Raw genomic sequence first — 25,150 nt, 5'->3', positions numbered from 1 at the left:
GTGAGCTCACCGGACGAACCGCAGCGTTGGACCTACCTGATGGACATGGACGGCGTTCTCGTCCACGAAGATCACCTCATCCCCGGCGCCGACGCGTTCGTCGCCGAGCTGGAGGCGAACGACATCCCGTTCATCGTGCTGACGAACAACTCGATCCGAACTCCGCGCGACCTGCAGGCCAGGCTCGAACGGACCGGCCTGAAGATTCCGGAGTCGGCGATCTGGACGTCCGCCCTGGCCACGGCCAATTTCCTCGGCAACCAGCGTCCCCGCGGCAGCGCCTATGTCGTCGGCGAATCCGGTCTGACGACGGCCCTGCACGACATCGGCTACGTACTCACCGATTCCAACCCCGATTACGTCGTGCTCGGCGAGACACGAACGTACTCCTTCGAAGCCATCACGACGGCCATTCGACTCGTCGAGAAGGGCGCACGCTTCATCGCGACCAACCCCGACGCCACCGGCCCGTCCCGTGACGGATCGCTACCCGCGACCGGGTCCGTCGCCGCACTGATCACCAAGGCCACCGGCCGCGAGCCCTACTACGTCGGCAAGCCGAATGCATTGATGATGCGTTCCGCGCTACGCGCGATCGGCGGTCACTCCGAAAGCACACTGATGATCGGCGACCGGATGGACACCGACGTCGTCTCCGGTCTCGAAGCTGGCCTGCAGACCATCCTCGTGCTGACCGGCATCTCGACCACCGCATCGGTCGAGCACTACCCGTACCGGCCGACGAAAGTCATCAACTCGGTCGCAGACCTCGTCGGACGCACCCAGTCGCCGTTCTGATGTCGGCTCTACCGCACTTCGTGCTGTCCCGACGCGACTGCACCGTCGAGGCAACCGGCGTCGAGCACCGGTTCTCGACGCTGCCGGAGGCCATGCAGTCCGGCCGTGCCGTCGTCGGCGCGATCCCGTTCGACATCGGTGATCCTGCCGCGCTCGTTCAGCCCGTCGGCCTGACCAGGACCGACGGGCCGTGGGCTTCCCGTGTCTCCTTGCCACCGCTACCCCACGTGCATGTCGGACGGCAGCAGCCCGCGTCGGACGTGCATGTCGAACGCGTGCGGGAGGTCGTGAACGCGCTCCGGCAGGGCGCAGCACAGAAAGTGGTGCTCGCGCGTGCTCTCGAGCTCCTCGCCGATTCGCCGATCGACCCACTGTCGCTGCTCGACGCGCTCGTTCGGGCCGATCCATTGGGCAACGGTTACAGCGTCGACCTCTCTTCTGCCGGAACCGATTACCAGGGAAAGCACCTCGTCGGCTCGAGTCCGGAACTTCTCGTACGACGACGCGGCACCACGGTCAGCTGCCACCCGTTCGCCGGTACAGCGGCGCGCAGCGACGACCCCGACACCGATGCAGCAATCGCCGAACGTCTGGCCGCGAGCGCGAAAGATCAAGCGGAACACCGATTCGTCGTCGACGAAATTCGCGCGGCACTCGAACCACTGTGCGCGACAATCGAAGTGCCAGAAACACCACAACTCAGTTCGACGCCTCAGCTGTGGCATCTGAGCTCGCCGATCACCGGCACTCTGCGCGACTCGTCCACGACGGCACTGGATCTCGCGCTCGCACTGCATCCGACCGCTGCCGTCGCGGGCGTTCCGCGCGACGCAGCCATGCAGACGATCGCAGACATCGAGGGCCCGCGCGGCTTCTACGCGGGCGCTGTCGGATGGACGGACTCCACGGGCGACGGCGAATGGATGGTGGCCATCCGATGCCTCGAACTCGCGGCGGACGGCCTGTCAGCGGTCGCGACGGCGGGCGGAGGCATCGTCGAAGCCTCCGACCCCGACGCCGAACTCGCCGAGACGACAGCGAAATTCAGGACTGTTCTGGAGGCGCTCCGCGCCTCGTGAGCGCCAATGTACAGCCGGCTGTACATTCGCGCTCACGTGCGCTGAGCGCTAGCGAAGCGCCTGTTGCAGATCCGCGATGAGATCCTCGACGTCCTCGAGGCCGACGGAGATGCGCACGACACCGTCCGAAAGCCCCACTGCCGCACGACCTTCCGGGCCCATCGCGCGGTGCGTCGTCGTCGCGGGGTGGGTGATGAGCGTCTTCGCGTCACCCAGATTGTTCGAGATGTCGACGATTCGGAGCGCGTCGAGCAGTTCGAACGCACGCTTCTTGCCTTCGCCTTCCGGCGCGTCCAGTTCGAACGTGACGACGGTGCCGCCGCCCTTCATCTGCTTCTTCGCGAGCTCGTGCTGCGGGTGCGATTCGAGGTAGGGGTACTTGACCCACGACACCCCTGGATGCCCTTCGAGGAACCGCGCGATCTCGAGTGCGCTCTGCGTCGAATGTCGAACGCGCACAGGCATCGTCTCGAGACCCTTCAGCAGAGTCCACGCATTGAACGGACTCAACGCCGGACCGGTGTGGCGCATGAGCGTCTGCACCGGACCGTCGATGTACTCCTTGCTCCCGAGAATCGCCCCGCCGAGGACACGGCCCTGGCCGTCGATGTGCTTGGTACCCGAGTAGACGACGACGTCCGCTCCCAGGGCCAGACTGTTCTGCAGCAACGGAGTCGCAAAGACGTTGTCCAACACCACGGTTGCGCCGGCCGCGTGCGCCAGCTCGGAGACCCGCTCGACGTCGACGAGCGACTGCATCGGGTTCGACGGCGTCTCGAAGAACACCGCCGTCGTCGGAACCGACAGCGCCTCTTCCCACTGCGCGTTGTCCTCACCGTCGACGAAGACGGTCTCGACACCCCAGCGCGGCAGGATCTCGTTGCAAACGACGAAACACGAACCGAACAGGCTGCGTGCCGCGACCAACCGGTCGCCGGCTTTCAGCAGTGCACCGAGCGCAACGAACACCGCGGACATGCCGCTCGACGTGCCGAAGCACGCCTCGGCACCCTCGATCAGTCGCAGACGCTCCTCGAACATCCGGACCGTCGGATTGCCGTAGCGGGAGTAGACGAAGTGGTCGATCTCGCCGGTGAACGCCTGTTCGGCCGCACCCGCGCTCTCGTAGACGAATCCGGACGACAGGTAGAGCGCCTCGGCGTTCTCGTCGAACCCGGACCGCATCAGTCCGCCGCGAACACCCAACGTGCCCTGGCCGACGCCCTCGGGCAACGGCTTGGAGAATCCACCACCAGTTGGGTTGCTCATGACTGCCTCCACGGAAGTCCGACCGCACGCCAACCCACAGCACCGCGGTGGCCCTCTGCGTCCGTCGCACCTTCGAACCCGTCGAGAACGTTGTACGACGGCCCGATGCCCGCCGCCGTCGCGGCTTCGGCAGCACCGATCGACCGCTGGCCGGACCGGCACAGGAACACCACGGGACGTTCGCCGTCGACTCCGGCTTCCTTCAGCTGTTCGACGAAGTTCACGTTGCGCGCACCGTTCGGGTAGCTGACCCACTCGATGAGATGCGTCGGGCGCTCGATCGACGACGTGTCGGGGACGCCGACGTACTGCCACTCGGCGTGAGTTCGGACGTCCACCAGGACGGCTTCCGGGTTCTCGCGAAGCAGCTCCCACGCTGCCTGCGGGGTTATGTCACCTGCATAAGTCACGGATTCAGCCTTTCATGAATTCAACCCGAGTACACATTGCAGACCAGCCACTTGTCGTCCACGCGCACGAATTTCCACTCGTCGTTCGTCGTCGTTCCCGACTTCTCGAGCTTCGTCGGAACAGTAGCGACTCCGCGGTCGCCGTTCACCTCGTAATCGGTGGGGGCACCGTCCACGACGAGTTTGCCGTTCTGCTCGACGTCGGCTGCCCTGGCAGCGCTGTAGTCGGCGTCGGAACCGGTGATCAGGTTGTCCACCTGCTGCGAACACGTCGTCTCGCGCAGGGCGGCCGCGTCACCGGTGTTCTGCGCGTCGACGAACTCGGTGATCGCATCGGTCATCAGCTGCGCCTGCGTGACGTTGTTCTCGGCGGGGGCGAACCGTGCAGCGATGAAGATGCCGGCGAGAATCACGACGACGATGCCGACCGCGATCAGAAGCGGCCAGGCCGTGGGTGCGCGTCGTTCACCCGCGTCGGCAGCTGCTGCCGACGCGTTGTTCTGCGCTTCCTCACGGCTGTCGACCCACTGTTGCCTACGTTCACGCCACGACGCCATGTGCCAATCTTCCCCGCCCGGCGAACTCCGGTTACTGCTGGGGTCCGACAGGTATGTCGCCGCGCAACGTGATGCGGTGCATCTTGCGGTGCGCTGTCCCGTAGTCGCGGTTCGCGTAATGCGAGGTGCTGCGGTTGTCCCACAGCACCAGGTCGCCGAGACGCCAGCGATGACGCACCACGTGCTCGGGTTTCGTCAGATGGGCGTACAGGAAGTCGAGGATGCCGCGGCTCTCGGCTTCGGACACTCCGACGATGTGCGACGTGAATCCCGGGTTGACGAAGATGCCCTTGCGTCCCGTCTCCGGGTGCACCCGAACCACCGGATGTTCGACGGGTACCAGCGACGTCACCTCGGCGCCGTCCCATACGTTGCCCTTGCCGCCGCGCTTGTGCGCGAGGTAGTAGCCGAATTCGCGATTGCCGTCGTGCACCGCGGTGAGCTGGTCGATCATCTGGCGCACCGGCGCGGCCAGCGACTCGTACGCGAGCTGACTGTCCGCCCAGTTCGTGTCGCCGCCGTGCGGAGGGAGTACGACGGGGCGCAGAATCGACCCCATCGGCGGACGCTGCATGAACGTCACGTCGGTGTGCCAGACGTCGGCGAACCCGTTGTCCTGCGAGTCGAGCGCGTAGACCTCGGCCGCGACGTCACCGCTGTGATGCACCGGATGCCCGGCCGTCAGCTCGCCGAGGCGTCGACCGAATTCGATCTGCCCCGCATCGTCGAGCGACTGTCCGCGCAGCACGAGAACCTTGTGTTCGACAAGAGCAGTGCGGATCGCGAGTATTTCGGCATCGGACGCAGACGCCACGTCGAGACCGATCACCTCGGCACCGAAACTCGGGCCGAACTTGTCGACGGTCAGAATTACCGGGGTTTCGAGAGTGGTCATCATTCCTCCATTTCTAGGCTGCTGCAGCGGCTTTCACGGCATGCCCGACTTCGGCACGCAATGCTGCGAATTCGGGCGAGCCTCGGAGCTCGTCCGCGTCGACCCCGCTGCGAGGCAGGTCGACGGGAATATCGAGGGCCACGCGGCCCGGACGCTGAGTGAGTACGACGATCCTCGATCCGAGGAACGCCGCCTCGTCAGCACTGTGGGTGACGAACACGGACGTGCGTCCCGACTCGGCGCTGACCTGGCGCAGATCCTCCTGCAGGCGCTCCCGTGTCAGGGCGTCGAGCGCGGCGAAGGGCTCGTCCAGCAACAACAGCGACGTTTCAGCAGCAAGTGCCCGCGCGATCGCGACGCGCTGCTGCTGACCACCCGAGATTTCCCAGATCTTGCGATCCGCCGTCCCGTCGAGTCCGACGCGAGCCAACAGCTCGTCCCGTCGGACAGCGCGCTCGCTCTTGCTCACACCCGCGTACTTCAACGCCAGTTCGACGTTGCCTCCCACGCTCTTCCAAGGGAAAAGACGCGGCTGCTGGAAGACGACGCCCGACGTCGAGCCCGGGGTCGGATCGGTACCGGAGACGAGAACGCTTCCGTCCGTTGCCGATTCGAAACCTGCGATCAACCTGAGCAGCGTACTTTTACCGCATCCCGACGCGCCGACGAGGACGAGAAACTCGCCCGGCGGCACCGTCAGATCCACGGGCCCGAGGGCCGTGACCGCGTCGCTGCCGCTGCCGTAGATGTGCGAGACGTTGTCGATACGAATCGAGCCGTCCGTGCTCGCCGCTTTTCCGACCTTGGAAGCTGCATCAGTCTTGAAGGACACCGGGTAGTCCCTTCGTGTAGATCGCGTCCTGGAAGGTCTGCAGCGGCGCAGCCTCGGGAATCTGGTTCTGCGACGCCAGGAATTCGGACGCACTCTGCAGGTTGACAGCGATATTTCCGACGGCCCCGTCGGTGCCGAGCCACTCCGAGGAGGTCAGTTCCTCGGGCGTCAGGAACACACCCTGGCTGAGCTGGTTTGCCGCCTCGTCCTGGGTGATGCCGATCTCGGCGGCGATGGCTTTGGCTGCCGCGTCGGGATCGTCGGCGATCGTGTTCAGTGCGCGGGTCTCGACCTGACGCCAGGCATCGACGGCGTCGGAGTGCTCGTTCGCGAAAGCGGTGGATACGACGCCGAGGTCGAGCGTCGGCTTGCCCGCAGTGGCCAGTTCTCGACTGGCGATGAGCGTCGTCCCCGTCTTGCGCAGCTCGTCGAGCGTCGGCAGCCACGTGTAGACGGCGTCGACGTCGCCTCGTTCCCATGCGGCCAGCGACGCTTGCGGCTGCAGGTCCACCAAGTTCACATCCGACGCGCCGAGGCCGGCCTGCTCGAGCGCGGCGAGGAGGCTGTAGTGCGCGGTCGACGCGAACGCGGTGCCGATGCGTTTACCGCGCAGGTCGGCCACGTTCGCAATGCCCGTGTCGTTGCGCGCGACGAGCGCTTCGTTGTCACCCGCGACATCCAGAACGAACGCCACCTGGTACGGAATATTCAGTGGCGCCGACAATCCGCGCGCCACGGGGCTGGAGCCGATCGCACCGAAGTCGAGCTCGCCGGCGATGAACGCGGTATTGATGTCGGCGCCGGAGTCGAACTTGGTCCACTCGATGTTGTAGTCCGGCAACGCCTCTTCGAGCCAACCGCTGTTCTTCACGACGAGGTCGCCACTCGGAAACGATTGGTACGCAATCCGAATGGTGGGCTTGCTGTCGTCCGAACTCGAGTTGTCGACGGCGCAACCCGAGAGCGCGAGCGCTCCCACGGCCAGCGCGATGACAGCCTTGGTGATTCTCATATCTTTCCCCTCCAGGGAACTACGCGGCGCTCCAGCGCTCGCAACAAGCCGTCGATGATCAGCCCCGAGATGCCGATGGCGAAGATGCCGACGAGCACCACCGGGGTGTTGTTGTAATTACTGGCATCCTTGACTGCGCCTCCGATGCCGGGAAGACCGTTGAACAGTTCGGCCGCAACGACCGAGGAATACGCGATACCGACCGAAAGCCTTATGCCGGTGAATGTTTCGGGAAGCGCCGACGGGATGACGACGTCGCGAATCACGTCTTTCCTGCCGGCTCCGAGAGCACGTGCCGCCTCGACGAGGCCGACGGGGGCAGCGAGCACTGCTGCCGTCGTTGCCACCGCCGCCGGAGGCAACGCTGCCAACGCGAGCAACGTGACCTTCGGCGCCTCGTCGATACCCAGCCAGATGACGAGAAGGAAGAAGTAGGCCAGGGGCGGCAACGCGCGCAGAAACGTCAGCCAGGGTTCGAGAACTGCACGCACCCACTTGACGGTTCCCATGGCCAGGCCGAGGGCGACCCCGAGCGCGATACCGATCAGGACGCCGGCGAACACGCGCCGCAACGTCATGTACAGGTGTTCCCACAGGAGATATCCCTGATAGCCCCGAACGCCGTCGTGCGTCGTCGAGAAATCGACGAACGCTTTCCAGACGGTGCTCGGGTACGGGACGAACGTCTCGTTCCACACGCCGCTCGACGCGGCAATCTGCCAAACGCCGATGAATACGACGAGCGACACGAGCGGGAGGCCGATGGTGGTGAGGTAGCCGCGTCCCGCACGCGTCTTGGCGCGGGACGGCGGGAGCGAGGATCGGACGGGATCGTCGGGGACGACCTCGACGGAAGTGGACATGGCGTCACTTTCGGGGCAAGGGATGCAGCCCGGCGCACGGCGCGGCGGAGCTGTACAGATGCAGAGATGGGCCTGAGTCAGGCCAGGAGCGCGTGGGGTTCGGTCACCGACAGCACGCGTTGGTGCAGGTACGGCAGAAGTCGACGGCGAGTCGCCGGACCAGGAATGTCGTATGCACGATGCAATTCCTACCCGAATAAGGGGAATACCTCAACCCCCGAGGTTGTGGAGACTGCGGATCGCGCGACGTAGCCTGGAACGAGGACCAGCAGCCCAGAGAAGGTAATGCTTAATTTATGCTGGGCTGTCCGTACGTTTCGTCGACGAAGGTAGTTCGCTGCACATGACTGATCAGACTCGTCCACTCCGCGTCGCCATTGTGGGCGCTGGACCAGCCGGCATCTATGCCGCCGACGCTCTCATGAAGTCCGACACCGATGTCAGTATCGACCTGTTCGAACGCATGCCCGCGCCCTTCGGCCTGATCCGCTACGGCGTCGCACCCGACCACCCACGCATCAAAGGCATCATCACCGCCCTGCACAAAGTCCTCGACAAACCACAGGTCCGCCTCCTCGGCAACATCGACTACGGCACCGACATCACCCTCGCCGACCTACGCCGCTTCTACGACGCCGTCATCTTCTCCACCGGCGCCAACGCCGACCGCGCCCTGAACATCCCCGGCATCGACCTCGACGGCAGCTACGGCGCCGCCGACTTCGTCTCCTGGTACGACGGCCACCCCGACGTCCCCCGCACCTGGCCCCTCGACGCCGAAAAAGTCGCCGTCCTCGGCGTCGGCAACGTCGCCCTCGACGTCGCCCGCGTCCTCGCCAAAACCGGCGACGAACTCCTCCCCACCGAAATCCCCGCCAACGTCTACGAAGGCCTCAAAGCCAACAAAGCCATCGAAGTCCACGTCTTCGGCCGCCGCGGCCCCGCACAAGCCAAATTCACCCCGCTCGAACTACGCGAACTCGACCACTCACCGAACATCGAAGTCATCGTCGCCCCCGAAGACATCGACTACGACGAAGGCTCCGAAGCCGCACGCCGCGGCTCCAAACAGGTCGACATGGTCGCCAACACCCTGCAGGACTGGGCCATCCGCGACGTCGGCGACCGCCCCCACAAACTGTTCCTCCACTTCTTCGAATCCCCCACCGAAATCCTCGGCGACAACGGCAAAGTCGTCGGCCTACGCACCGAACGCACCGAACTCGACGGCACCGGCAACGTCCGCGGCACCGGAAAATACAACGAATGGGACGTCCAAGCGGTCTACCGCGCCGTCGGCTACCTCTCCCAGAACATCACATCCCTGCCCTTCGACGAACAAGCAGGCACCATCCCCAACGAAGCAGGACGCGTCCAGGACGAAGGCAAGCACGTACCCGCCACCTACGTCACCGGCTGGATCAAACGCGGACCCGTCGGCCTCATCGGCCACACCAAAGGCGACGCCAACGAAACCGTCGCCTGCCTACTCGAAGACGCACCCAACTTCGACGGCGCCACCGACCCGTCCGAACAAGCCGTCATCGACTTCCTCGAAGACAAGCAGGTCCCCTTCACCACCTGGGACGGCTGGTACCGCCTCGACGCCCACGAACGCTCCCTCGGCGAACCCGAAGGCCGCGAACGCGTCAAAGTCGTCGAGCGCCACGACATGCTGAAGGCCTCCGAGCCCGACAAGGCATAACCTCGTGCGTGCGAATGTATAGCGGGCTATACATTCGCACGCACGGCACGGGCACGGGCAATAGCGAAGCGCCTCCCGGATCAAAGCCGCGGCGAAAGCCGCGGCTTTTCCTTTCGGCGCGAGCCTTGCCAGTTCGTCCCGATCCGTCGGGAGGCCGAGCTTCTTTGCCTCGGCGAGAGTCTTCTCGTCGAAGTACGGCCCGACCCACGGCCACACGTCCTGTACCTCGCGCAGGAAGATGTCCGACCCGGTCGGGCCGATGCCCTCGAATTCCTGGATCAGTTTCTTCGCGGTTCCGACGTCGCCGTCGGCCTTCTCGGCCAGACCCCTGAGGTCACCGCCGTACTCGTCGCCGACGCGCGCGCCGAGCTTCTGCAGCCGCGTCGCCGTACTTTCGTCGTACCGCTTGTAGTGCCCGCGGCCCAACGCGTCGACGAGATCCTGCCAGCCGGCGTCGGCCATCTTCTTCGGTGTTCGGTATCCCGATGCCCACAGCTCACGCGCCGCCGCCACCGCGATGCTCGCCGAGATGCGGGTACTGAGCAGCAGCGACAACACGAGCAGCTCGAACAGCGGTGACGGCTTGTCGTGCAGCGTGATGTCCGCTTCCTCGGCGTAGGTGGTGCTGTCGGCCATCAGCTGGTCGACGGTGTCTCGATGGGAAGTCATACGAGACGACTACCCGCGACCCCCGACGCTCTACACGCGCACCGCGAGGAGTTTCCCTTCCGTCTCGACCTTTCGTTGATGCTCGTTGAAATCGGGTGCGGCACAGACGAACAGCGTGCGTCCATCGTCGCCGCCGAATCCGCAGGCGAAGACGCCGGTGTCGAATTCGAGCTGGTCGACGATGCCCCTCCCTGGTTCGATGTGCACGATCCGCTGACCGAGCGCATCCGCGGCCCACAACGATCCGTCGGTGTCTATGGCACATCCGTCCGCGGCGACGACCAGCTGGCCGAGCGCGGTCGTCATGTCGGTCATGTCGGGAAGTTCGGCGAACTTCGCCCAGTCCCGACGCTCTCCGAGCGAACCGTCCGGGTGCACCGAGAACACACTCACCCGGTTGCCGACGGTCTCGTCGACCAACAGTTCGCCGTCGGGCGTCAGTGCCATCCCGTTCGGGAAATACAGATCCTTCGCGACGACGTGTGCCGACCCGTCCGGATCGACGCGGATCAGATCGGCGGTCGACGGCTGGGCCAGATTCATCAGATCGAACCCGAAATTGCCGACGTAGGCACGGCCGCGGTCGTCGACCAGCATGTCGTTGAGGTTCGCATCCACGTACGACGACAGATCGGCATGCACGACGAGAGACCCGTCGTCTTCCCGTCGGAGAATGGTGTGGTCCTTCATGGACACGACCAGTAGACGGCCGTCGGGAAGCCACCCGAGTCCCGACGGCTGCTGCGGAACCTCGGCTTCGACGGTCGCGTCGGAACCGTCCGCATTCGCCGAAAGCACGCGCCCGCTGTAGAAGTCGGAGACCCAGATGCGGCTGTCGTGCCAGCGCGGACACTCGAAGTAGGTGTAGCCCTCGAGAACTACGGAGAAGTCGGGTTTCATGACTCGCATTCAAACACCGCTGCAGGCCCCGGGAAGTCGGAATTACCGAGCTGGCATGCTATTGGTGTGTTCGACGCCCACCGTTACATCCTCGATCCGCAGTTTCCGCTGTTCGAGAATCAGGGCGCACGGGCAGAGCCGTACACGATCACCGACTACGAACGCGACACCGACGGGCTCGGCATCACCGGAGGCGCCGTCATCAGTGCGTCGTTCCACGGCACCGATCAGAGCTTCCTCGTCTCGTCTCTCGAGACGCTCGGATACGGCTGGGTCGGCGTCGCGAGTCTTCCTCCCGACGCCACCGACGAGGACATCCTCGACCTCGACAAGGCTGGCGTGCGAGCCCTTCGCCTCAACCTCAAGCGCGGCGCCACCGACGTCCAGACGCTGACGTCGCAGGCCCGACGGGCTCACGATCTCGTCGGCTGGCACGCCGAGCTGTACGTCGAAGCGTCGATGCTGATGTCGCTCGAACCGATCCTGTCGAAACTGCCCGCCGTCAGCGTCGACCACCTCGGCATGTCGAGACAGGGTCTGCCGTACCTTCTCGATCTTGTCGACCGCGGCGTGCGCGTCAAGGCATCGGGATTCGGCCGCGTCGACATGGACGTCGTCGACACGATGAAGCAGATCCACCGGGTGAACCCAGCGGCATTGATGTTCGGAACCGACCTCCCGGGCGCCCGCGCTCCCCGGCGGTTCCGCGAATCGGACCTCGACCTCGTCGCCGAAGCCGTCGGCGGCGACCTGCCCGCCGTCCTCGGCGGCAATGCGCGAGCCTGGTACCGGGTCAAGTAGTTCCGGTCAGGTGAACAGCACTGCCGCGAGCCACACTCCGCTCGCGACGAGCGCGCCGAACAGTTCGACGAGAATCGACAGGCCTGCCGCCTTCGTGGCATGAATGGTGGATTGCCAAGCGCCGCTGCGAATTCGGATCAGTTCCGCGACGTAGGTTCCCGCGACGAAGCCGACGAACAGACCGACGACCGGGATGACGAAGAACCCGACGATACCGACCAGCCCGCCGACGATCAGAGACCGCGTCGGGATACCGGCGTCGCGCATCCGGCGACCCGGCCACGTGTATTTCACGACACCACTCGCCACGAGCAACAGCGTCGCGACCGCGAACGTCGTCCACGCCACCGAACCACCGGTCACGAACGCCCACACCGCGATTGCGGCGAAGATCAATATCGTCCCCGGAAGGATCGGCACGACGATTCCGGCCAGCCCGACGACAATCGCCAGACCGACCAGAACTTCACCGAGGGCGCTCACCTGACAGGTCGAACCTTGCCCGCGGCCTCGGTGGCGCGGGAACGGGCGGTGTCGACGTCACCTGCAGTCGACACCGCGACACCCATGCGTCGACGCACGAAGCTCTCGGGCTTGCCGAACAGCCGAAGATCGGTCTCGGGCACGGCCAACGCGTCGGCGACGCCCTCGAAGGCGATGCCTTCCGCGTCGACACCTCCGTAGATCACCGCGGACGCACCCGGAGAAATCAGCGAAACATCGACGGGCAGGCCGAGAATCGCCCGAGCGTGCAGCTCGAATTCGGAGAACCGTTGCGTACGGAGTGTGACCAGGCCGGTGTCGTGCGGGCGAGGGCTGACCTCGGAGAAGTAGACGTCGTCACCCTTGACGAACAGTTCGACACCGAACAGGCCGCGGCCGCCGAGGGCCGTCGTGATCTTCTCCGCGACCTCGCGCGCTGCGGAGATGGCGGCGTCGCTCATCGGCTGCGGCTGCCACGACTCGACGTAGTCTCCCGACTCCTGCAGGTGCCCGATCGGCTCGCAGAAATCGGTTCCCGACGCCGATCGAACCGTGAGAAGCGTTATCTCGTAATCGAAATCGACGAATCCTTCGACGATCACCCGACCGAGGTCGACGCGACCCCCTGCCAACGCGTAGTCCCACGCCTTTTCGACGTCCTCGGGGCCGCGGACGACGGACTGCCCCTTGCCCGACGACGACATGACCGGCTTGACGACGGCTGGGAACCCGATCGTCGCGAGTGCGCTCTCGACCTCGGCGAGCGAATCCGCGAACGCATACGGCGACGTCGGCAAGTTCAATTCCTCGGCCGCCAGACGGCGGATGCCCTCACGGTTCATCGTCAGCTGCGTCGCACGAGCCGTCGGAATGACGGTGCTGCGGCCGCGTCGCTCGACCTCGGCGAGGGCGTCGGTCGCGATCGCCTCGATCTCCGGCACGACGAAATCGGGCTGTTGCGCGTCGATCAGCTTCTCGAGCTCTTCTCCGTCGCTCATGTCGATCGTGAACGCGTGATGCGCGACCTGGTGGCCCGGCGCGTTGTCGTAGCGGTCCACGGCGATCACCTCGACGCCCAAGCGCTGGAACGCGATGATCACTTCCTTGCCGAGTTCACCCGATCCCAGCAGCATCACCCGGGTAGCGCCGGGGGTAAGGGGGGTTCCGATACGGGCAGGCACGTCGCGTTCGCTCACCCGCTCATTATCCATGCCGCTATCGCTTTGACGTCCAATCATAAGTTAACCTCGATTCACCCTGCTCCCCTGCTCTGGAACGAGGATGCGTGTCGAACAAGGATTCATCCAAGAACGGCCCCCTGACGGGGCTTCGTGTCGTCGAGCTCGCCGGCATCGGCCCTGGCCCCCACGCTGCGCTTCTGCTCGCAGACCTGGGCGCCGACGTCGTGCGCGTGCAGCGCGGCGGACAGATCGCCGAGCACGACCAGCAGTTGCGTAGTCGCACACTCGTCGAGGCGAACCTCAAGGACCCCGCCGACATCGAGAAGGTTCTCGGGCTCATCGAACGCGCGGACGTGCTCATCGAAGGTTTCCGCCCCGGGGTGACGGAACGGTTGGGCCTCGGCCCGGACGTCGCTCTGGAACGAAATCCGCGCCTGGTCTACGGACGTATGACCGGATGGGGCCAGGACGGCCCGTGGGCGTCGTCCGCCGGCCACGACATCAATTACATCTCCGTCACCGGCGTCCTGCACGCCATCGGCCGTCAGGGTGAACGCCCCGTGCCGCCGCTGAACATGGTCGGCGACTTCGGCGGCGGATCGATGTTCCTCGTCTTCGGCATTCTCGCTGCACTGTTCGAACGTCAGACGTCCGGCGAAGGCCAGGTCGTCGACGCCGCGATGGTCGACGGCACTGCCGCACTCTCGCACATGATCTGGGGCATGCGAGGCGTCGGCGCCTGGTCCGACGAGCGCGGCGTCAACATGCTCGACACCGGCTGGCCCTACTACGACACCTACGAGACCGCCGACGGCAAGCACATGGCCGTCGGCGCGCTCGAGCCACAGTTCTTCGCCGAACTGCTGCGGATTCTCGAACTCGATCCGGCCACGACACCCGGCCAGGGCGACCGTGCACGCTGGCCCGAGATGCGTGAAATCTTCACCGCCACGTTCAAATCAAAGACCCGCGACGAGTGGGCGGCGATCTTCGACGGCACGGACGCGTGCGTCTCCCCGATCCTGACCTTCGGCGAGGCGTCCGAGCAGCCGCACCTGAAGGCACGGGAAACGCTCATCGAGGTCGACGGCGTCACCCAGCACCGGCCTGCACCGCGATTCTCCCGCACTCCCAACGGGATTCCGACGCCGCCGCCATCGGTGGCAACGGATGCGGACAGCGTCTGGCGCTGACGCACACGTGCGCGCGAATGTATAGCGGGCTATACATTCGCGCGCACGTCAGAAGACGAGAGCCGGTTCGCGCGCGTCCGTGTTCGGGGCGAGCGCACGGTAGGCGCCGGCGGTCGCGCTCACCGCGGCCGCCAGCTCCACCGGTTCGCGGGTGTACGGCAAGCGGATGAACCGCTCGAACGCGCCCTCGACACCGAAACGCGGGCCCGCGGCCAGCACCGCACCGAACGACGGCGCCGTCGCCGCCAGTGCACTGGACACCGGCGTCGGCAGTTCGAGCCACAGCGACATCCCACCCGTCGACCGACGGTAACGCCAGTCCGGAAGATGTTCGGCCAGAGCAGTTTCCAGCGCTTCCCGACGCTCACGCAACTGGTCGCGTCGCACCTCGAGGATGCTGTCCGCGTCGTCGAGCAGAATCCCGGCGGCGAGTTGATCCATGATGGACGTGCCGAGGTCGTGCGCGGCACGTGAGCCGGCAAGACGGCTGATCAACGACGGGTGCGCCCGGATCCATCCGATCCGCAGTCCACCCCAGTACGACTTCGACGCCGACCCGATCGTCACGATGTCCGTGCCGGACACCCGGCCGAACGACGCGACCGGAGGCGGCGGCGGTGCGTCGAGCCACAGGTCGACCATCGTCTCGTCGACGATGAGCGTCATCGACACCTCACGCGCGATCCGGGCGAGTTCCGCGCGACTCTCCGAACTCATGACCCGACCTGTCGGATTGTGGAAGTCGGGAATCATGTACGCGACTTTCGACGCGGTTTGCCGTGCGGCGCTGCGTACTCCATCGAGATCCCAGCCGTCACCTTCGGGTCCGATCGGCACCGGGACCGCCCGGGCGCCGACTCGTCGCACCGCCTCCACCGCATTGGGATACGTCGGATGATCGATCAGCACGCGGTCACCGGGAGCGGTCAGCGTTCCGAGCAACAGCCGAACTGCTTGCTGCGCACCGGAAGTCACCATGATCTGGTCCGCCGTCGTCGGCAATCCTCGTTCGACGAACCGACGCGCGATCGATTCGCGCAGAACCGCGAGCCCGATCGGCTCCATGCCGTGCGTCGACAGGTACGTCGGAAGCGCTTGCAGCGCAGAGGCGTACGCGTCGGTCATCGCCTCCGTCGGCGCCGACATCGCCGCATGACTCATGTCCACGACCGGCCCGGCTACTTCCCTGGCCTGCAGCAGCAGTCCGTTCGGCCGCGCCATGTCCGGCAGCGTGACCGTGCTGCGCGCGCCCTGCTTGCTGACGAGATAGCCCTCTTCACGCAGGACCGCGTACGACGACGTGATGGTCGTGCGACTGAGGTCGAGTGCCGCCGACAGATCTCGCTCACTCGGAAGGCCGACTCCGAGTGGGATACGGCCGTCGTGCACGAGCAGTCGAATGCCGTCGGCGAGGGCACGGTAGGTGGGACGCGAGGTGCGTCGCCGTCCGGGCGCGCCGTCCGTGTCCGTGCGCCATCGACCTAGATCGCGCGCCAATGACGTTGCGTTGAGTACCCGGGTGGCCATGCCAGCCAGTATTCGCTCGACCGGCCTCGTGAATCAAGTCCAATTACGGATACAGTGGACTGGTGCCGTTCGCGCTGTTCGATACCGCCCTTGGTCGCTGCGGCCTCGCCTGGACCGACCACGGGATCACCGCCGTCGCGCTCCCCGAACCCGACGAGCGACTGGTCGAGTACCTGCGGCCGTTGTGTGTCCCTAGGCGAGCTCGACGGCACGGCCGCACGGGCCGCCACGCAGATCGTCCTCCTGCTCGACGGTTCGCCCGCGGACTTCTCCGCGATACCCGTCGTGCCGGGTGTGTCCGAATTCGATCGTGCTGTGTACGACGTGACCAGTGGCATCCCCCGGGGCGCGACGCTCACCTACGGTGCGGTAGCAGCGCGGCTGGGCCGGCCTCGGGCCGCTCAGGCCGTCGGCCGAGCGCTGGGCCGCAACCCGGTGCCGATCATCGTCCCGTGCCACCGTGTCCTCGGTGGCGGGCGCGAGGTCGGCGGCTTCTCCGCGCCGGGTGGACCGTCGACGAAAGAGAAGATCTTGGCGATCGAGCGCGTCGCAGGTTTCGGTGAACCGACGCTGTTCTGAGATTTACTGCAGACGGATCGGCGTCGGACGGCACTTGCACTTCGATTTCGATTATCTGCGGTCGGATATTCGATCGATAACAAACCGCAATTCTTATTCGAAGCTTTCTTCAAGTACGTGCGGTATTTCAAGCCGAAATCGACACAGCGGAAGACGAGAGATCGATCGACTCCGTTTCGTCCGCCTCGGATGCGGAATTCATCGAGTCGTCCTCGGGCGTACCGATCGCAAACGCACCGGTTTCCGGCAGCCACCCGATCGATCCTCGCTCGAACAAGCTGTACCTTCCATAGCCCGTCGGGGTCGGTTTCTCGTTGCTGATGGGGTAACCGAGAGGTCCGTACGGTCCTCCGTGGGCCATGTACCAGTCGAGAATCTCGCCGTGGACCTCGTGCGCGCCACCGTCGGGGAGAGCGAAGACCGTAGCCTTGGCGAACTCCATCATCCCGCCACCGTTCGGTCCGAGCATGAATTCGCCGGTCGGTTCACCGATCCACGGGTGCTCGTAACCGAATCGATCAAATTGAAACTCGAACACGTCCAGACCGTTGTAAGAATTTGACATCGCCGCCCCTCCCTAGCATCGCCTGGCGACCATTGTCCGCCCAATTCTGCGACAAAGCCCGCGAATTACCCAGATTGCGTGGAGGACTTCGAGATCAATTCACTCGCGAAGCAATTTCCGCGGGTATGTCCGGTGAGGTCGGATCCACGATGGTCCTCGTCCACCCCGATGCCCCGCCGTCGAGCCGGACCAACTGGCTCGGTCCGAGGATCCACAACTGGTCGCCCGACGCCCAGGCCACCCCGTAGCCGTATTCGGCGGACGACGTGATCGGTCCGCTGTACTGAACCTCGCCGGACGAGTCGGTGATCTGCAGCGTCGGCGAACCGTCTACGCTCACCACCTTCGCCACCGCCGAGCCCGACGGGGAGGTCTGGGGTGCAATCAGGTCCGCGGGAGCCGGTGACGGGGTGGTCGTGGTTGTCGTCGTGACGGGTGGTGTCGTCGTCGTAGGCGGGGTTGTCGTCGTAGGCGGGGTTGTCGGCGCAGGCGTAGGCGTCGTCGTAGTGGGGTCTTGCGTTGTGGACGAAGGCGACGGGGTCGTCGTGGTCGATTGGGCGGCTTGCGGTGCCAGGCGGGCGGCAGCTCCGGCTGCACCACATTCAGCCGACGGCAGCAGAACGATCGCTACACCGAAGACAATGGTGTACGAGGGCCCGAACGCAGATACACGTGTCCCGGACACCGACTGCACACGTGCTGTGTAAGTGCCACTCAAAGCGCTGAGGCTCAGGATTGCACCGTTGGTGATCTCATGCGTCACAGTCGTATTAAGGGCTGCGGTTGTGCTCACCGGAATTTCGACGTTCGCCGAGCCCGTTCGCGACAGAGTTATCCGGTACGTATTGGCAGGGCCGGTCGACGGCCACGAGAGCCGAACGTATTTCTGCAATCCAATCCCCAACACGGATCGCGTCAGGTTCGTGCAACCCAGCGAAGTCGGAGCAGGCACCGGAGCCAAAGTCGTGAATGTCCCGCTCGTCACGGTCGAGGTGTCGGTCAGAGGTGCGGCCAATGCAACTGGAGGGTTGGAGGACGACAAGCCGACCGCACCGATCGTAGCCAGCACCGCGAATACCGACATCGGCATCTTGCTGTGACGACCGAAGGATTCCGGTTCGTCGTCGGACGACGTCCGTTCACCGTCCCGGGGCCTGAACGCGATCATCAGCAGAACCCCGACGAATACCCCACCCGCGAACACTGCAACAGGCCCACTCAGCCAGGTCACGGCGTAGCCCAGCTTCGGCACGCTGAACAGGACCCTGCCTGCTTCCGAGACGACGTACGGCTGCGCATCGGGATCTGCGTTCGCATCACCCTTCAGGAACAGTTCGACGCTGTCGCTTCCGACCGCCCCGATCTCGACGACGCGGTGAGTGATGCCGTTTCCCGCGGCATCGGTGACGTTCACGATGTCGCCCACACGCACGTCGCCGGCAGGCGTCTTCTTGCTCAATGCCAGCGCGCCCGTCTCGATGGCCGGTGACATCGACCCAGACCTGAACACCAGCGGGGTCACACCGAACACGAACGCAGACAACGCCACCAGAACGCACAGCAGGCCTGCCAGAGCTCCGATGGTGAGCGCGGTCTCGCGTAACCATCGTCGCGGCCTTCGGTCGTGCGCATCGACTCGCACTGTGTCGGTACTCATCTACGACGACGTCGCCACGAGCGAGTAGGTCAAAGTTCCGGACGCAGGCGTTGCCGGCGCTGTAGCAGTCGACGGCATCGTCACGCTGATGCACAGCGGATCGGTGGCGTTGCGCGCGAGAGGCCTGCTCAAATTACCCGCTGGGGATGCCTGTTGGAAGAACTTCGACGGAGACAGACCCGACACCGTGCTCAATGCCGTTCCCGTACAAGCTGATCCGGCGTACACCGAGGTGTTCAGCAAGGCACCCAGCGTCGCATTGCTCGCGACGACCGAGATCGTGTACGTGAACGGCACGGAATTGTTGTTGCGGACCGTCAACGGAGCAGACACCGTATTGCCCGGAGCGATGCCCGTGCTCGACAACGACGTCAGCGTGACGTTGTCCGCACCCGGCGCCGTGTCACCGATCGTGATGTCGATCGTTCCTGTCGTGAAGGTACCCGACGTCGCCGTCGACGTATCCGACCACGCCGCAAGGGTTCCCACCGCACCCAGGCCGAGAACGATGCCGATCGACATGATGGCTCGGGCACGGGCGCTGATCACTGCCGCCCCCACCCGGGACACCACACTGCGCTTCTCCGTATGACGCGCCATCACGAGTACGCACCTTCCCGTTCACCCGAGGCCATCGCACACTCGACGTCGTCCTCGTTGTCCCAGCGCACCATCAATTCCACGACCGACAGCGCATTCTGCGTTGCATTTCCTGCATTCACAGCCATATCGACCGTGGCCCCGATACGACGCTTCTCGTGCGCGCCCACCAACACAGCTCCACACCCCGACGAGTACTGAGTTCCGTCGATCGACACCGTCAAGGATTCGCCGAATTCTCGGTTGTCGGTCCGAACCTGCACCTGAATACGTCCATCGTCGTCCGTGTCGTTGAAGACATGAAAGGCCACGTCGCGCCGATCACCGGGAACCCATCGAATCTTCTTGTCCAATAAAGGAGTAGGGAGTGCATGCTCCCACGTCACGCCGTCGTAGCTGTAACCGACCGCTTGCACCGGCCGAGCCGAGCCGGTCCCGAGCAAGACCACGATCGCCAATGCCGTGACCACAATTGCGCAGGGAACGGCAACGTCCTTGTTCACGACGCCGCCCTCCGCTTCTTCCGGTGATCCAGTCCAGCTCCGACGAACATGAACAACGCGTACCCTGCGAGGCCGATCACTATGACTGTCACCGTGACTCGGCGCTGTTCGCCGTTCAGCCAGTTGTTGACGTAACCCATGTACGGCACCGCATACCAGACCTTGCCGCGAACCTGACCGATCTGCACTGGGTTCTCGTCGTCGGATCCATTATTGTCGCCGCGTGTGACGTACGTCGTGACGCCGCCGCCGGACTGTTGCGTCGCGACGATTCGGTGCGTCACCACATCGGGCTTGCCCGACTCGATCTGGTACGTGATCGGGGTGCCTACGGTCAGCTCCGAGCGATCGGCAGGCTTGACGACGACGAGAGTCCCGGGTGGGTAGGTGGGCTTCATCGAAGACGTCAGGATCGTGTACGGCGTCGAACCCGACACGCGCGGAACGACAACCGTCACAGCAAGCACGAAAAGCATTGCGGCGAGCAAGGTATACGAGACGACGCGACTGACCCACCACCACACACCCGTGCGCTCGTCGGCTGGCTTCTCAGCCCGAACCACGGGGATGACGTCGGTGTCTTCGGTACTCATGTCTGGTCCGCCCGGAACGAGAACTTCACGGTCGACGACTGGTTCTTCGGCGGATCGACCCCGACCGCGAGACGAAAGCACCAGACCTCACCGGCTCCGGGTGCAAGCGCCCTGGACCCCGGTGCAAGCGGAGCCTGCGCGCCGGCTGCATTGCCGGTGTACAACTGCGTCGCCCCGGTCGGGTCGACCGTCGACGGGCAGTTCGCGGTCGCGGCAACGATACTCGCGGTCAGCGTCAATGGAACCGTCCCCGTCACCGTTGTCGTCTGCAAGCGATAGCCGAACGGCACCGTGCCCGCGTTCTTCACGGACAGCGGCGCCTGAGAGAACCCGTTGGGTCCGAGGTTCGTCGAGCCCAACGCAGCAAGCACGTAGTCGTTCACCTCGGCTCCCGAGGGTCCGACCTTGATGTCCAAGGTGCCGGAGTTGATGGTGCCTCCACTCACCGCGGCATCGTCACGCCACAACGCGCCCGTCGTCTGTGCTGATCCGAAGACCACCACGACGACGGACGCGGCTGCGAGGGCCCAGTACCGGCCGTGCTTGATCACAGGTCAGCGGTCAGGGACGTACCTGATCGAGCGTCAGGGTGAAATCGTTCAGGTTCACCGACTGATTCTGAGCGATCAGATCCGGAGTCGTCTCGTCGAAGGTGATGGTGACCGTTACCTCGATCGTCTGGGTGGGAGATGTCAACGGGAGCGGTACAGCCGACCCGCTGGCCAGTGCAGGACCGCCGTCGACGGAAACCTGCGGGTTCAACCTGGCGGCGAGTTCGTTTCCACCACCGATGCCCGTGAAGTCCGCGGTGATCGTCGCCGCGATGTTCTCACCGGCCGAATTGACCGTGTACGTCGTGTCGTACGTGAGAACATCGCCCGGCACGATGAGGTATCCCGACGGATCGGCACCGATGACGACGTTCGGCGTGACGGAGATGTCCGTCCAGACGCCCGGCGCCCCGCTCGGCTCGAAATTCAGCTCACCCGAGTTGATTTCGCCGCCACCGACGGTTTCGGTGTCCTGCCACAGAGCGAAGGACCCGAGACCACCGAGCAGCAGTACGGCCGCCGCACCCGCTGCTACGGCGCCTTTTGTTGCCTTGTTCATACGATTCTCTCTTCGTGTGGGCCCGAGCTTTCTCAGGCCGATGAGGAGACCCAGCTTCTTCGGGTCGGGTGGCCGATGCCGGCCCGCGCACCTGGTGCGTCGTCCATTGTTTCGCAGGTACCGAGGGGTCTGTTAGCGACGCAAAGGAAAAAGGCAAAAGATATTTTTAACTGCTTTTTACCAACCGGACGTTACATGCTGCGACGGTGTGTAAAGCTGACCGTTCGTTCGAATGCAGTAACGCGAAAACCTCACGATGCCCGACGCTCCGCCCCGCAGGCGCACACCTACACGACCAGATCAGCTGAAACCGACCACGAGGTTTATCCAATTCGTTACCTGCCGATACGCGGTCCAGAACGAGAAAGGCCCCGCAGCATGAATGCTGCGGGGCCAAGGGCGCGGCGGATCAGGAACCGAGAATGTCCCGACGCACGATGGTTTGGTCGCGGCCAGGACCCACACCGATGCACGAAATGTGGGCACCTGAAAGCTCTTCCAGACGCAGCACGTAGTTCTGCGCGTTCTGGGGCAGGTCTTCGAACGTGCGCGCACCGGAGATGTCCTCCCACCAACCGGGCATCTCTTCGTAGATCGGCTTTGCGTGATGGAAACCGGTCTGCGTCATCGGCATCTCGTCGTGGCGAACCCCGTCGACGTCGTAGGCCACGCAGATCGGAATGGTGTCGAGGCTGGACAGGACGTCGAGCTTCGTCAAGAAGTAGTCGGTAATGCCGTTGACACGCGTTGCGTAACGAGCGATGACGGCGTCGAACCATCCGGTGCGTCGCGCGCGACCGGTCGTCACGCCGACCTCTCCACCCTGTTTCGCGAGGTACTCGCCGTGATTGTCGAACAGTTCGGTCGGGAACGGGCCGGACCCGACGCGCGTCGTGTAGGCCTTCAGGATGCCCAGGACGGTCGAGATCTTGTTCGGGCCGATACCGGAACCGACCGCGGCACCACCGGACGTCGGGTTGGACGACGTGACGTAGGGATAGGTGCCGTGATCGACGTCGAGCAACGTGCCCTGCGATCCTTCGAGCAGAACCGTCTCACCACGCTCGAGTGCCAGGTTGAGTTCGAGGCGAGTGTCCGAGATGCGGTGCTTGAAGCTCTCCGCCTGTTCGAGCACCTCGTCGACGACCTGCTGAGGATCGAGAGCCTTGCGGTTGTAGATCTTGGACAGCACCTGGTTCTTGAACTCCAGCGCCGCCTCGACCTTCTGCGTCAGGATCTTCTCGTCGAGAACGTCCGCGGCACGCACCCCGACACGGGCGAGTTTGTCCTGGTAGCAGGGGCCGATGCCGCGTCCCGTCGTACCGATCTTCTTCGCGCCGAGGAAGCGCTCGGTCACTTTGTCGATGGCCACGTGGTACGGCATGATCAGGTGCGCGTCGGCGCTGAGCAGCAGGCCGGAGGTGTCGACGTCGCGCGATTCGAGGCCGGCGAGCTCGTCGAGCAACACACCCGGGTCGACGACGACGCCGTTGCCGATGATGTTCTTGACGCCAGGAGTCAGGATGCCGGACGGAATCAGGTGCAACGCGAACTTGTCACCGTTGGGGAGAACAACCGTGTGGCCGGCGTTGTTGCCGCCCTGGTAGCGGACGACCCACTGCAGCCGCTCGCCGAACAGATCTGTCGCTTTGCCTTTGCCCTCGTCGCCCCACTGGGCGCCGATCAGGACTATCGCCGGCATGTGCTCTCCTGGTGTGTTTCGCGTGCTGTGTCTCGGGGCGATGGTTGCTGCCAGACGCAAGGGCAGGCCGGGGGGTCAGTCTAGCCGAGTCCGTGTGTCGTTCCGGCTCCGCACCGGCCCGGACACCACTTGACGCTACGGTGGACGTCGAACAACGGCCTCTAGGAGCACAGTGAGAAACATGCGCGCACGTTCTCGTCCGATCTGGCGGGCACCGTCGGTAGGGCAAGCACTGTGACGCCGTTCGTCTTCCAGTGCGGTACTCCGCCTGTGCCCATTTCACTGACCGACGTGCCCCTCACCTCCGCATCTCCGATCCCGACCGTCGAGGAGTGCGATGCACTGTTCTCGGCCATCGGGACGGTCGTCGATGCCCGGGTCATCGTTCTCGGCGACGACGCGGCACTGGCGGCCGTGTTGACCAGGCTGATGCGGACCGAGCGTCTGCACGTCGAACTCGCCTACGTTCCCGACTCGGCCACCGCGGCATGCCACATCTACCGCCTCGGGACGGGCGCACGCGCTGCCAAGGTGGCGATGACCGGAACCGCGACGCCCACGCCGCTCATTCGCGACGACGCAGGCAAGGCCGTGGTGGGCCGGGCCGTCGTCCACGGTTCCGGTGAGCGGCTCGAAGGTGAGGCGTACGTCGACGACACGCAACTGTTCTCCGGTACCGCACCCGGAGTCGAGGTGGTACCCACACCGGAGATGCCGGGACTGAAGGCGCGTGTGACGGGTCGACGTCGCCTCTTCCGGTATCGCTGGGTGGCCGGACGCGCGATGCAGTTGGGCGCGATGGCAGCTCAGCTGATTCGCGACGGCGTCCCGGGCGACCGGGAGGTCAAGCGGTCGACGTTCTACCGCCACGATCAGGAGTGGTTGCTGGTCCGGTGAGCATCTCGCCGATTCGACGCTCGGTCCGACCGAGCCCGGTCTTCCTCGCGGTGGTCGTCGCCGCTGTCGCGGGTGGTGTCGTCGCGTGGACCGCATCGTCGCCGACGGCCGTCTCGGCGCGCGTCGGTGTGTTCGTGCTCGTTCTCGCCGGCTGGATCGTGACGGTCTGCCTGCACGAGTTCGGCCACGCGTACACCGCGTATCGCGCGGGTGACCGTGAAGTCGAGCTGCGCGGGTATCTGACGCTGAATCCCGTCAAGTACAGCCACCCGCTGCTGTCGATCGTGCTGCCCGTGGTGTTCATCGCGATCGGTGGAATCGGACTTCCCGGCGGGGCAGTGTACCTGCGTCAGGGGATGTTCGCGCCGAAAGTGCAGCGCCGCATTTCGCTGGCCGGTCCCGCCGCCAATGCGATCGTTGCCGTGGTTCTCCTGGTCGTCATCCGCCTGTTCGGAACGGACGGCAACCACCTCGCTTTCTGGTGGGGCCTGAGCTTCCTCGCGTTCCTGCAGGTCATGGCAACCGTGCTGAACCTGCTGCCGGTCCCCGGTCTCGACGGGTATGCCGCACTCGAACCCTCCCTTTCCTACGAGACGCGACGCGCTCTGGCGAACTTCAAGGCCTACGGCATTCTGATTCTTGTTGCGTTCCTGTTCGTCCCGCAGATCAACGCGGCCTTCTTCGGCGCGATCTACTGGCTGTTCGGGCTCTCGGGGGTTCCGGAAATCTACGCGCAGTACGGCAACTATCTGATGCGGTTCTGGCTGTGA

Annotated in this window: 27 protein-coding genes and 1 pseudogene; 8 read left to right on the top strand and 20 right to left on the bottom strand. The window is 64.8% G+C overall.

The features are described 5' to 3' along the window. Both DK926_RS00380 and DK926_RS00375 read left to right on the top strand, forming a co-directional pair. Complete coding sequence (locus DK926_RS00380) at positions 1-798, top strand: HAD-IIA family hydrolase (RefSeq protein WP_068421957.1); 798 nt, start codon at positions 1-3, stop codon at positions 796-798. Then, a complete protein-coding gene (locus DK926_RS00375) occupies positions 798-1,877 on the top strand; it encodes an isochorismate synthase (protein ID WP_114327876.1) in 1,080 nt (359 codons plus the stop codon). The genes DK926_RS00380 and DK926_RS00375 overlap by 1 nt, the downstream gene beginning before the upstream one ends. A gap of 48 nt (positions 1,878-1,925) precedes the next feature. Here the strand turns inward: DK926_RS00375 and DK926_RS00370 are convergent, their stop codons facing one another. From DK926_RS00370 to DK926_RS00340, 7 genes are read right to left on the bottom strand one after another with little or no spacing between them, the layout of a single operon-like run. Beyond that, positions 1,926-3,146, bottom strand: a complete 1,221-nt coding sequence (locus tag DK926_RS00370; protein WP_114327875.1) for an O-succinylhomoserine sulfhydrylase — start codon at positions 3,144-3,146, stop codon at positions 1,926-1,928. After that, positions 3,143-3,556 carry a rhodanese-like domain-containing protein gene (locus DK926_RS00365; protein WP_114327874.1) on the bottom strand — a complete coding sequence of 138 codons (414 nt, stop codon included), beginning with the start codon at positions 3,554-3,556 and terminating at the stop codon, positions 3,143-3,145. Before DK926_RS00365 ends, DK926_RS00370 begins: the two co-directional genes overlap by 4 nt. A 20-nt stretch (positions 3,557-3,576) precedes the next feature. Beyond that, positions 3,577-4,113 (bottom strand): hypothetical protein, encoded by a 537-nt coding sequence (locus DK926_RS00360; protein WP_114327873.1) that lies wholly within the window; start codon positions 4,111-4,113, stop codon positions 3,577-3,579. Between the two features lie 31 nt (positions 4,114-4,144). Beyond that, positions 4,145-5,008, bottom strand: coding sequence for a TauD/TfdA family dioxygenase (locus DK926_RS00355; RefSeq protein WP_114328587.1), 864 nt, complete (start codon positions 5,006-5,008; stop codon positions 4,145-4,147). Positions 5,009-5,021: 13 nt separating this feature from the next. Further along, entirely contained in the window at positions 5,022-5,840 is an 819-nt protein-coding gene (locus DK926_RS00350) for an ABC transporter ATP-binding protein (RefSeq protein ID WP_114327872.1), read from the bottom strand. Further along, positions 5,824-6,852, bottom strand: a complete 1,029-nt coding sequence (locus DK926_RS00345; protein WP_114327871.1) for an ABC transporter substrate-binding protein — start codon at positions 6,850-6,852, stop codon at positions 5,824-5,826. Before DK926_RS00345 ends, DK926_RS00350 begins: the two co-directional genes overlap by 17 nt. Beyond that, on the bottom strand, positions 6,849-7,715 hold the full coding sequence (locus DK926_RS00340; protein WP_114327870.1) for an ABC transporter permease: 867 nt from the start codon (positions 7,713-7,715) through the stop codon (positions 6,849-6,851). Before DK926_RS00340 ends, DK926_RS00345 begins: the two co-directional genes overlap by 4 nt. A gap of 343 nt (positions 7,716-8,058) precedes the next feature. Here DK926_RS00340 and DK926_RS00335 point away from each other — a divergent pair, with 343 nt between their 5' ends. Then, complete coding sequence (locus DK926_RS00335; protein ID WP_114327869.1) at positions 8,059-9,420, top strand: FAD-dependent oxidoreductase; 1,362 nt, start codon at positions 8,059-8,061, stop codon at positions 9,418-9,420. 66 nt (positions 9,421-9,486) lie between these two features. On the opposite strand, the pseudogene DK926_RS00330 reads toward DK926_RS00335, so the two are convergent. Next, positions 9,487-10,089 (bottom strand): annotated as a pseudogene (locus DK926_RS00330) (endonuclease); the annotation flags it as partial. 30 nt (positions 10,090-10,119) lie between these two features. After that, a complete protein-coding gene (locus DK926_RS00325; protein WP_114327868.1) occupies positions 10,120-10,998 on the bottom strand; it encodes an SMP-30/gluconolactonase/LRE family protein in 879 nt (292 codons plus the stop codon). A gap of 57 nt (positions 10,999-11,055) precedes the next feature. On the opposite strand from DK926_RS00325, the gene DK926_RS00320 reads away from it, so the two are divergent. After that, the gene (locus tag DK926_RS00320) at positions 11,056-11,790 is read left to right on the top strand and encodes an amidohydrolase family protein (RefSeq protein WP_068421935.1); all 735 of its coding nucleotides are present in this window, start codon (positions 11,056-11,058) and stop codon (positions 11,788-11,790) included. 6 nt (positions 11,791-11,796) lie between these two features. On the opposite strand, the gene DK926_RS00315 is transcribed toward DK926_RS00320, so the two are convergent. After that, entirely contained in the window at positions 11,797-12,273 is a 477-nt protein-coding gene (locus DK926_RS00315; protein WP_114327867.1) for a DUF456 domain-containing protein, read from the bottom strand. After that, on the bottom strand, positions 12,270-13,469 hold the full coding sequence (purT, locus tag DK926_RS00310) for a formate-dependent phosphoribosylglycinamide formyltransferase (RefSeq protein WP_279387053.1): 1,200 nt from the start codon (positions 13,467-13,469) through the stop codon (positions 12,270-12,272). Before purT ends, DK926_RS00315 begins: the two co-directional genes overlap by 4 nt. Positions 13,470-13,558: 89 nt before the next feature. Here purT and DK926_RS00305 point away from each other — a divergent pair, with 89 nt between their 5' ends. After that, the gene (locus tag DK926_RS00305; RefSeq protein WP_114327865.1) at positions 13,559-14,647 is read left to right on the top strand and encodes a CaiB/BaiF CoA-transferase family protein; all 1,089 of its coding nucleotides are present in this window, start codon (positions 13,559-13,561) and stop codon (positions 14,645-14,647) included. A 48-nt stretch (positions 14,648-14,695) separates the two neighbouring features. Here the strand turns inward: DK926_RS00305 and DK926_RS00300 are convergent, their stop codons facing one another. Continuing rightward, on the bottom strand, positions 14,696-16,174 hold the full coding sequence (locus tag DK926_RS00300; protein ID WP_114327864.1) for a PLP-dependent aminotransferase family protein: 1,479 nt from the start codon (positions 16,172-16,174) through the stop codon (positions 14,696-14,698). Positions 16,175-16,360: 186 nt separating this feature from the next. On the opposite strand from DK926_RS00300, the gene DK926_RS00295 reads away from it, so the two are divergent. Continuing rightward, positions 16,361-16,753: an MGMT family protein gene (locus DK926_RS00295; protein ID WP_243636570.1), complete on the top strand. Its 393-nt coding sequence runs from the start codon at positions 16,361-16,363 to the stop codon at positions 16,751-16,753. A 127-nt stretch (positions 16,754-16,880) separates the two neighbouring features. Here the strand turns inward: DK926_RS00295 and DK926_RS00290 are convergent, their stop codons facing one another. The 8 genes from DK926_RS00290 to DK926_RS00255 all read right to left on the bottom strand — a co-directional run bounded on the left by DK926_RS00290 (position 16,881) and on the right by DK926_RS00255 (position 23,483). Next, the gene (locus DK926_RS00290; RefSeq protein WP_114327863.1) at positions 16,881-17,318 is read right to left on the bottom strand and encodes a hypothetical protein; all 438 of its coding nucleotides are present in this window, start codon (positions 17,316-17,318) and stop codon (positions 16,881-16,883) included. Positions 17,319-17,412: 94 nt separating this feature from the next. Next, the gene (locus tag DK926_RS00285; RefSeq protein WP_114327862.1) at positions 17,413-18,975 is read right to left on the bottom strand and encodes a signal peptidase I; all 1,563 of its coding nucleotides are present in this window, start codon (positions 18,973-18,975) and stop codon (positions 17,413-17,415) included. Continuing rightward, positions 18,976-19,575: a SipW-dependent-type signal peptide-containing protein gene (locus tag DK926_RS00280; RefSeq protein WP_114327861.1), complete on the bottom strand. Its 600-nt coding sequence runs from the start codon at positions 19,573-19,575 to the stop codon at positions 18,976-18,978. After that, positions 19,575-20,078 (bottom strand): hypothetical protein, encoded by a 504-nt coding sequence (locus DK926_RS00275; protein ID WP_114327860.1) that lies wholly within the window; start codon positions 20,076-20,078, stop codon positions 19,575-19,577. The genes DK926_RS00280 and DK926_RS00275 overlap by 1 nt, the downstream gene beginning before the upstream one ends. Beyond that, on the bottom strand, positions 20,075-20,671 hold the full coding sequence (locus tag DK926_RS00270) for a signal peptidase I (protein ID WP_114327859.1): 597 nt from the start codon (positions 20,669-20,671) through the stop codon (positions 20,075-20,077). Before DK926_RS00270 ends, DK926_RS00275 begins: the two co-directional genes overlap by 4 nt. After that, positions 20,668-21,222 (bottom strand): hypothetical protein, encoded by a 555-nt coding sequence (locus DK926_RS00265; RefSeq protein WP_114327858.1) that lies wholly within the window; start codon positions 21,220-21,222, stop codon positions 20,668-20,670. Before DK926_RS00265 ends, DK926_RS00270 begins: the two co-directional genes overlap by 4 nt. A gap of 10 nt (positions 21,223-21,232) precedes the next feature. Then, positions 21,233-21,781, bottom strand: a complete 549-nt coding sequence (locus DK926_RS00260; RefSeq protein ID WP_114327857.1) for an alternate-type signal peptide domain-containing protein — start codon at positions 21,779-21,781, stop codon at positions 21,233-21,235. Between the two features lie 409 nt (positions 21,782-22,190). Then, entirely contained in the window at positions 22,191-23,483 is a 1,293-nt protein-coding gene (locus DK926_RS00255) for an adenylosuccinate synthase (RefSeq protein WP_068421905.1), read from the bottom strand. 234 nt (positions 23,484-23,717) lie between these two features. Here DK926_RS00255 and DK926_RS00250 point away from each other — a divergent pair, with 234 nt between their 5' ends. Both DK926_RS00250 and DK926_RS00245 read left to right on the top strand, forming a co-directional pair. Beyond that, entirely contained in the window at positions 23,718-24,380 is a 663-nt protein-coding gene (locus DK926_RS00250) for a hypothetical protein (protein WP_207890699.1), read from the top strand. Next, the gene (locus DK926_RS00245) at positions 24,377-25,150 is read left to right on the top strand and encodes a site-2 protease family protein (RefSeq protein WP_243636569.1); all 774 of its coding nucleotides are present in this window, start codon (positions 24,377-24,379) and stop codon (positions 25,148-25,150) included. The genes DK926_RS00250 and DK926_RS00245 overlap by 4 nt, the downstream gene beginning before the upstream one ends.

This window comes from Rhodococcus sp. Eu-32, from assembly GCF_003336925.1.
Taxonomy (GTDB): Bacteria; Actinomycetota; Actinomycetes; order Mycobacteriales; family Mycobacteriaceae; genus Rhodococcoides; species Rhodococcoides kyotonensis_B.
This window is presented reverse-complemented; position numbering and strand designations above follow the sequence as displayed.